6 protein-coding genes are annotated in these 6,047 nt (G+C 72.2%); 3 read left to right on the plus strand and 3 right to left on the minus strand.

What is annotated here, in order from left to right; translation table 11 throughout:
• Positions 1–9: 9 nt before the first annotated feature.
• Positions 10–1,188 (minus strand): elongation factor Tu, encoded by a 1,179-nt coding sequence (gene tuf / locus ABTZ54_RS22120; RefSeq protein WP_351665793.1) that lies wholly within the window; start codon positions 1,186–1,188, stop codon positions 10–12.
• Between the two features lie 242 nt (positions 1,189–1,430).
• Positions 1,431–2,216 carry a DNA alkylation repair protein gene (locus tag ABTZ54_RS22125; RefSeq protein ID WP_502997291.1) on the minus strand — a complete coding sequence of 262 codons (786 nt, stop codon included), beginning with the start codon at positions 2,214–2,216 and terminating at the stop codon, positions 1,431–1,433.
• A gap of 47 nt (positions 2,217–2,263) precedes the next feature.
• Between ABTZ54_RS22125 and ABTZ54_RS22130 the strand changes: the two genes are divergently transcribed.
• A complete protein-coding gene (locus tag ABTZ54_RS22130) occupies positions 2,264–2,995 on the plus strand; it encodes a TVP38/TMEM64 family protein (protein WP_351665797.1) in 732 nt (243 codons plus the stop codon).
• Between the two features lie 102 nt (positions 2,996–3,097).
• On the opposite strand, the gene ABTZ54_RS22135 is transcribed toward ABTZ54_RS22130, so the two are convergent.
• A complete protein-coding gene (locus ABTZ54_RS22135; RefSeq protein ID WP_351665801.1) occupies positions 3,098–4,267 on the minus strand; it encodes a thiolase family protein in 1,170 nt (389 codons plus the stop codon).
• Positions 4,268–4,379: 112 nt separating this feature from the next.
• Here ABTZ54_RS22135 and ABTZ54_RS22140 point away from each other — a divergent pair, with 112 nt between their 5' ends.
• Both ABTZ54_RS22140 and ABTZ54_RS22145 read left to right on the plus strand, forming a co-directional pair.
• Positions 4,380–4,841 (plus strand): winged helix-turn-helix transcriptional regulator, encoded by a 462-nt coding sequence (locus tag ABTZ54_RS22140; RefSeq protein ID WP_351665803.1) that lies wholly within the window; start codon positions 4,380–4,382, stop codon positions 4,839–4,841.
• A 91-nt stretch (positions 4,842–4,932) separates the two neighbouring features.
• Positions 4,933–5,805 (plus strand): undecaprenyl-diphosphate phosphatase, encoded by an 873-nt coding sequence (locus ABTZ54_RS22145; protein WP_351665805.1) that lies wholly within the window; start codon positions 4,933–4,935, stop codon positions 5,803–5,805.
• The last annotated feature ends 242 nt before the right edge of the window (positions 5,806–6,047 follow it).

Here is a 6,047-nt window from a genome sequence, read left to right on the forward strand (position 1 = left end):
GACCTGGGCTCACAACACCTCGGTCACCGTCCCCGCCCCCACCGTCCGTCCGCCCTCGCGGATCGCGAAGCCGAGGCCCGGCTCCAGGGGCACCTCGCGGCCGAGCTCGACGGTCATCGTGACCGTCTCGCCGGGCCGGGCGGTGGCCGACTCACCGAGGTCGACGGCGCCGACGACGTCGGCCGTACGGAGGTAGAACTGCGGCCGGTAGCCGGTCGTGACGGGTGTGGTGCGGCCGCCCTCGCGGGCGGAGAGCACGTACACCCGCGCGGTGAAGCGGCGGCGTGGCACGAGACTGCCGGGCTCCGCCACCACGTGGCCGCGGCGCACCGCCCCGCGCGGCACACCCCGCAGCAGGAGCGCCACGTTGTCGCCCGCCTGGGCCGACTCCATCGGCTTGCCGAAGGTCTCGACGCCGGTCACGACGGTCTCGGTGTCCGTGCCGGGCACCTGCACGCGGTCGCCGACCCGGACGGTGCCGCGCTCGACGGCACCGGTCACGACCGTGCCGCGGCCGGTGATGGTGAGCACGTTCTCGACGGGCAGCAGGAACGGCGCGTCCACATAGCGCACCGGTACCGGTACGTACGTGTCCACGGCGTCGAGCAGGGCCTCGACGGCCGCGGTCCAGCGCGGGTCGCCCTCCAGGGCCCGCAGGCCGGAGACCCGGATCACGGGCACGGTGTCGCCGCCGTAGCCGTGCGCGGTCAGCAGCTCCCGCACCTCCAGTTCGACCAGGTCGGTCAGCTCGTCGTCCGCGCCGTCGGCCTTGTTGAGGGCGACGACGATGTGGTCGACGCCGACCTGCCGGGCGAGCAGGACGTGCTCGGCGGTCTGCGGCATGATCCCGTCGAGCGCGGAGACGACGAGGATCGCCCCATCGAGCTGGGCCGCGCCCGTGACCATGTTCTTGATGTAGTCGGCGTGCCCGGGCATGTCGACATGGGCGTAGTGCCGGGTCTCGGTCTCGTACTCGACGTGCGCGACGTTGATGGTGATGCCGCGGCGCGCCTCCTCGGGGGCGCGGTCGATCCGCTCGAAGGGGACGTACGCGGTGGGGCCGCCGGTGGCCCGCTCGCTGAGGACCTTGGTGAGGGCGGCGGTCAGGGTGGTCTTGCCGTGGTCGACGTGGCCCATGGTGCCGATGTTGAGGTGCGGCTTGGTGCGCGCGTATGCCTGCTTGGGCATGGCTGAATCGCTCGTTTCGGTGCTCGAAGCGTGTGTGGGGACCCCGGGGCCGGACCGACCCTCCCCCTGTGGGGTCCGCCGGACGATCCGGGGAGAGTCAGCTTCGGTCGCCACCGAGCGCCGGTACGAAGACAGCCTTCGGCGCGTCCGCGACTGCGGACGGCGCTGCGGGGAAGGCGTACCGGGACATGCCCACGATCATGGCCGCCCGAGGCGCCCGGGTCGACCGAATTTCGCCGCGCTCAGAGGTTCTTGAGGGCCTCGCGCACGGAGAGCGGGGAGAGCCGGGAGGTGTTCTGGGCGACGAAGGCGCGCACCTCGGCCGGGTCGGTCTTGGCGTACTCGCGCAGGCTCCAGCCGATCGCCTTGCGGATGAAGAAGTCCGGGTGGCCGGAGCGGAGCAGGCAGTAGGAGAAGAGCCGCTCGGTGTCGGTGGCGTCCTTGAAGCGCAGCTGGTGCAGGATCGCGGTGCGCGCCACCCACAGGTCCTCGTCGGCGATCCACTCGTCCATCCGGGCCGCGAGCGCGGGGTCGGCGGCGACGAGCGGGCCGACCACGTGGGCGGCGAGGTGGTCGACGGTGTCCCACCACGAGACGGTGGTCACGAGGGCGTGGGCGACCGGCAGGAAGCCGGACGAGCAGCGCTTCACATGGCGGCGCAGATAGTCGACGGCGAAGTAGTGGTACTCCCGCTCGGGCAGCGCGAAGCAGCGCAGCGCGACGGCGGCGCAGTCGGCCTCGTCGGGGGCGGGGGTGCCGGCCAGGACGGTACGGGACAGGGCGCGGCGCTCGGGGGTGCGCAGCCCGAGGAAGGGCGCGACGCCCTTCATGTACGCGATCATCTCCTGGGCCCGGAACGGGTCGCCGCCCGCCGGGTAGACCTCCGTGAGCCGGGCGAGCACGGTGTCGGCGAGGGCGCTGTCGGGGACGGCGGGGGCCGTGGCGGAGGTCACCGCCTCACTGTAGGCGGGGCGCGGGAGCGGCGCCGGGCGCGCCGGGACGCCCGGTCGTGGGCGGGGTCGCGGCATGACGCTCATTACGGCGATCACATGTCCTTTTCGGTTACTCTCCCCGGATGTTCGAGCCCGTGTCCGTCCGCCGCTCCAGGGTGCTGCTCGCGCCCAAGGCCCGGCTGACGTATCTCGCCGTGATCCTGCTCGCCGCGGGGTCGTCGGTGCTGCTCTTCGAGCCGCAGCGGCTGCTCTCGGCCGGCTGGCCGCCGCAGTTGAGCGGCGCGGGCGCGGTACTGGTCTTCGGCGTGGCGTACGGGGTGTGCACGGCGGCGCTCGTCCCGCGGCCGCTCCTGAACCTGGCGGCCGGGGCCCTCTTCGGCGTTCCGGCGGGCCTCGCCGCGGCCCTCGGCGGCACGGTCCTCGGCGCGGGCATCTCCTTCGCGCTGGGCAGGGCCCTGGGCCAGGACGCGCTGCGCCCGTATGTGCGCGGGCGCTGGATGCTGGCGGCGGACGGGCAGCTGAGCCGGCACGGGTTCCGGTCGATGCTGGCGATACGGCTCTTCCCTGGGATGCCGTTCGCGGTGGCCAACTACGGCGCCGCGATCTCCCGTATGAACTACATGCCGTTCCTGCTGGCGACGGCCGTCGGCTCCATCCCGAACACGGCCGCCTACGTGGTCGCGGGCAGCGAGGCCACCTCGCCGACCTCCCCCGCGTTCCTGATCTCCATGGGCTTCATCGTCCTGTCGGTGGCGGGCGCCGCGGTGGTCGGCTGGCGCAAGCGCCACGGTCTGCGTGGACCGGTGGAGCCGCCCGCGGAGGCGGAGCCCCGCCTGGAGTCGGCCTCGGCCTGAGCGGGCACGGTGCGGGGGCGACCGGGTCGGGTCCGCCCCGCCGGCCGCCACCGGCCTGGCCGCGCCGGGCGTCCTCGGACCGTCCGCCTCCGCACCACCCCGTCACACCGCTTCCACGATCATCGCGTTGGCCAGTCCACCCGCCTCGCACATCGCCTGGAGCCCGTAGCGGCCGCCCCGGGCCCGCAGGGCGTGCACCAGGGTGGTGGTCAGGCGGGTGCCGCTCGCGCCGAGGGGGTGGCCCAGGGCGATGGCGCCGCCGTGGACGTTGACCTTGGCCGGGTCGGCGCCGGTCTCCTGGTGCCAGGCGAGGACGACGCTGGCGAAGGCCTCGTTGATCTCGAAGAGGTCGATGTCGGCGAGGTCGAGCCCGGCCCTGCGGAGCACCTTCTCGGTGGCCGGGACGACCCCGGTCAGCATGAGCAGCGGGTCGGAGCCGGTCACGGCGAAGGAGTGGAGCCGGGCGAGCGGGCGCAGGCCGAGGCGGCGCGCGGTTCCGGCCTCCATGACGAGGACGGCGGAGGCGCCGTCGTTGACCGGGCTGCTGTTGCCCGCCGTGACCGACCAGTCGATCTGCGGGAAGCGCGCGGCGAAGCCCGGGTCCTGGAAGGCGGGCCGGAGCCCGGCGAGGATCTCGGGGGTGGTCGCGGAGCGCACGGACTCGTCGCGGCGCACGTCGCCGTACGGCACGACCTCGGCGTCGAAGAGCCCGGCCGCCCAGCTCCGCGCGGCCTTGGTGTGCGAGGCGGCCGCGAACTCGTCCATGGCGGCGCGGCTCAGGGACCACTTCGCGGCGATGAGCTCCGCGCTGATCCCCTGCGGGACCAGGCCCTCCGGGTAGCGCTCGGCGACTCCGGGTCCGAAGGGGTCGGCGCCGGGCGGCACGTTGGACCACATCGGGACCCTGCTCATGGACTCGACCCCGCAGGCGACGGCGATGTCGTAGGCGCCGGACAGCACGCCCTGGGCGGCGAAGTGCACGGCCTGCTGCGAGGAGCCGCACTGCCGGTCGACGGTCGTGGCGGGGACGCTCTCGGGCAGTCCGGCGCCGAGCCAGGCGTATCGGGTGGTGTTCATGGCCTGCTCGCCGACCTGGTCGACGGTGCCGCCGATGACGTCGTCGACGAGGGCGGGGTCGATCCCGGTGCGGTCGATCAGGGCCCGCAGGGTGTGGGAGAGCAGGGCGACGGGATGGACGTCGGCGAGGGCTCCGCCGGGCTTGCCCTTCCCTATCGGCGTACGGACGGCTTCGACGATGACGGCGTCGCGCATGACACGGCTCCTGGAGGGTGAGTTGGAAACCTGGACCAACACCTGTCGGTAACATAACCCAGCGAGTTGGATTCTCAAACCCTCCCGCGTCCGGCTGCCTTACCCTTGGCGCATGAAGGCCGCTCCCCGCCCTTGCTCCATCGCCGACACCCTCGCGCTCGTCGGCGAGAAGTACTCCCTCCTCGTCCTGCGCGAGGTCTCGCTCGGCGTCCACCGCTTCGACCGGATCGCGCGCAACACGGGGGCGCCGCGCGACATCCTCACCGCCCGCCTCAAGCGGCTGGTCGAGGCGGGGATCCTGGAGAAGGTCGAGTACAGCGAGCGCCCGAAGCGGTACGAGTACCGGGCGACCCCGGCCGGCGAGGAGCTGCAGCCGGTGCTGATCACGCTGATGGCCTGGGGCGACCGCCACCTCAACGCGGAGCGGCGCCCGACCCTCCTGGAGCACAGCTGCGGCGAGGTGCTGAGCCCGCGCGTGATCTGCGCGAGCTGCGGCGACGAGGCGGACACGGCGAGCCTCAAGGCCCTCGTCCAGGCCCCGGGCTGGACGACCACGGGCCCCGTGGAAAGCTGACAAGCCCTGCTCACCGGCGCGTCACCTAAGGGCGGTACGCTGCGCACCGACCTTCTGACCGCACACGTACAAAAGGGACGGCCCTGGCCCTATGAGCTGGTTCGAATCATTCATCCTCGGACTCGTCCAGGGGCTGACGGAGTTCCTTCCCATCTCCTCCAGCGCGCATCTGCGGCTCACCGCGGCCTTCGCCGGCTGGGAGGACCCCGGGGCGGCGTTCACGGCGATCACCCAGATCGGCACCGAGACCGCCGTCCTCATCTACTTCCGCAAGGACATCGCGCGGATCGTCTCCGCCTGGTTCCGCTCGCTCTTCGACAAGTCGATGCGCTCCGACCACGACGCGCAGATGGGCTGGCTGGTCATCGTCGGCTCGCTCCCGATCGGCATCCTCGGCGTCACGTTCAAGGACCAGATCGAGGGCCCCTTCCGCGACCTGCGGCTGATCGCCACCACGCTCATCGTGATGGGCATCGTGCTCGGCATCGCCGACCGGCTCGCGGCCCGCGACGAGATCGGCGGCAGGCACCGGGCCATCCGCGAGCGCAAGTCGCTGAAGGAACTCGGCGTCCGCGACGGCCTCATCTTCGGCTTCTGCCAGGCGATGGCCCTGATCCCGGGCGTCTCCCGCTCCGGCGCCACCATCTCCGGCGGTCTGTTCATGGGCTACACCCGCGAGGCGGCCGCCCGCTACTCGTTCCTCCTCGCCATCCCCGCGGTCCTCGCCTCCGGCGTGTTCGAGCTGAAGGACGCGGGCGAGGGACACGTCTCCTGGGGCCCGACGATCTTCGCCACGATCATCGCCTTCGTGGTCGGCTACGCGGTGATCGCCTGGTTCATGAAGTTCATCACCACGAAGTCCTTCATGCCCTTCGTGATCTACCGGATCGCCCTCGGCATCCTGCTGTTCGTGCTGGTCGGAGCCGGTGTGCTGAGCCCGCACGCGGGCGAATCCGGCGGCTGAAACCGGCCTTACAGGTAGCACTATCGCGCATTTCCTCGCACCCGATTGCAGCACCAAGCCATGATCATCTCCCACTTGTCTCCCCCAGGAGAGCCGGGATACGCCCCACTAGGACGCGCGCGTCCGCAAAGTAGGGGATGACGCAGAAGTGGCCCCGCCGCGGTGGGGGGGCGGGTGTGGGGGGGGGGGGGGGGGGGCGCTGTGGTGGATATTGGGCGAGGGCGCGGCGGACGCCACGAGGA

It is taken from the genome of Streptomyces sp. NPDC094032 (assembly GCF_040303965.1).
Taxonomy (GTDB): Bacteria; Actinomycetota; Actinomycetes; order Streptomycetales; family Streptomycetaceae; genus Streptomyces.